The sequence below is a fragment of the Nonomuraea mesophila genome, from assembly GCF_004352805.1.
Taxonomy (GTDB): domain Bacteria; phylum Actinomycetota; class Actinomycetes; order Streptosporangiales; family Streptosporangiaceae; genus Nonomuraea; species Nonomuraea longispora.
In genome coordinates this window covers 1-1,577 of sequence record NZ_SMLD01000367.1, presented here as the reverse complement: position 1 = coordinate 1,577, position 1,577 = coordinate 1, and the positions used below count along the sequence as shown (strand labels likewise).

The following is a 1,577-nucleotide window of genomic DNA, read 5'->3' as shown; positions in this document are numbered from 1 at the left end:
CCGCAACGCCCGGCGTGGCGCCCGCCGGAGCGCCCGCCGCAGGGCGCGCCGGCGTGTTCGCTCCTGGGGCGACGCTGGCCGACGCGTACGCCGCCGCCCGGCCCGACCCCTCCGCGACCGCCGTGACCTGGCGTGACACCTCGCTGACCCACGCGGAGCTGGACGCCGCCGCCACCAGGCTGGCCCGGACCCTGACGGCCGCAGGAGTGGGGCCCGAGTCGAGGGTGGCCGTGGCGCTGCCGCGTTCGGCCGCTCTCGTCGTCGCCTTGCTCGCCGTCGTGAGGGCGGGCGGCTGCTACGTGCCGCTGGACCTCGACGCCCCGGCCGCCCGGCTGTCGTTCATCCTGGACGACGCCACGCCGGCGTGCCTGCTGACGGAACCCGGCACCCTGGCCGGGCTGCCCGGAACCAGCGTGCCGATCGTGCTGCTGGACGACGGGCCGGCCGGCGCGATGGAGGGCGGGCTGGACGGCGGGCTCGACGGCGGGCCGGATGGGGGCCTCGGCGCCGGTTCCGCATCCGCCGGAGCCGGCAACACGGCGTACGTCATCTACACCTCCGGCTCGACGGGCCCGCCCAAGGGCGTCGAGGTGACGCACCGCAACGTGCTGTCGTTGTTCGCCTCGGCCCGGGAGCTGTTCGACGTCGACCGTACGGACGTGTGGACGATGTTCCACTCCGCCGCGTTCGACTTCTCGGTGTGGGAGATGTGGGGCGCGCTGCTGCACGGCGGTCGGCTGGTGGTCGTCGACAGGGAGGTGGCCCGCGACCCGCGACGCTTCCTCGACCTGCTGCAGCGCGAGCGCGTGACCGTGCTCGGCCAGACCCCGTCGGCGTTCTACCCGCTGGCCGAGGCGACGCGGGGCGAGCTCGCCCTCCGGTACGTCGTCTTCGGCGGCGAGGCGCTGGACCCCGCCCGCCTGGCGTCGTGGCAACGCCGTCACCCCGCCGCCCGGCTGGTCAACATGTACGGCATCACCGAGACCTGCGTACACGTCACCTTCAGGGAGCTGACCCCGGAGGACACCGGGGGCGGATCCGCGAGCGTGATCGGCGGCCCGCTGCCGGGCCTCGGCGTCCACCTGCTCGACCGTGACCTGCGGCCGGTCCCGCCGGGAGAGACGGGCGAGGTGTACGTCGCCGGCGACCAGCTCGCCCGCGGCTACCTCGGCCGCCCGTCGCTGACCGCCGCCCGCTTCGTGGCCGACCCGTTCACCCCGGGCGGCCGGCTCTACCGCAGCGGCGACCTCGCGCGCCGGACCCCCGACGGCGACCTCGTCCACCTCGGACGGGCCGACCAGCAGGTGAAGGTACGCGGGCACCGGGTGGAACTGGGCGAGATCGAAACCGCGCTCCTGGAGCTGGACGGCGTGGCCGGCGCCGCGGCGGCGGTGCGCGAGGACCGGCGGGGCCGCCGGCGGCTCGTGGCCTACGTGGTCGCCCGTCCCGGCGCCCGGATCGACGTGGGGGCGGCACGGTCGCACCTGTCCCGGCTGCTGCCCCCGTACGCGGTCCCCGCGGTCGTCGTCCCGCTCCCGGCGCTGCCGCTCACCGTCAACGGCAAGCTCGACCGGGAC

Annotated in this window: 1 protein-coding gene; it reads left to right on the top strand. The window is 76.2% G+C overall.

Going from position 1 to position 1,577, the window contains the following annotated elements:
- A partial coding sequence (locus E1295_RS48055) for an amino acid adenylation domain-containing protein (protein WP_132642073.1) occupies nucleotides 1-1,577 on the top strand: 1,577 nt, incomplete at both ends.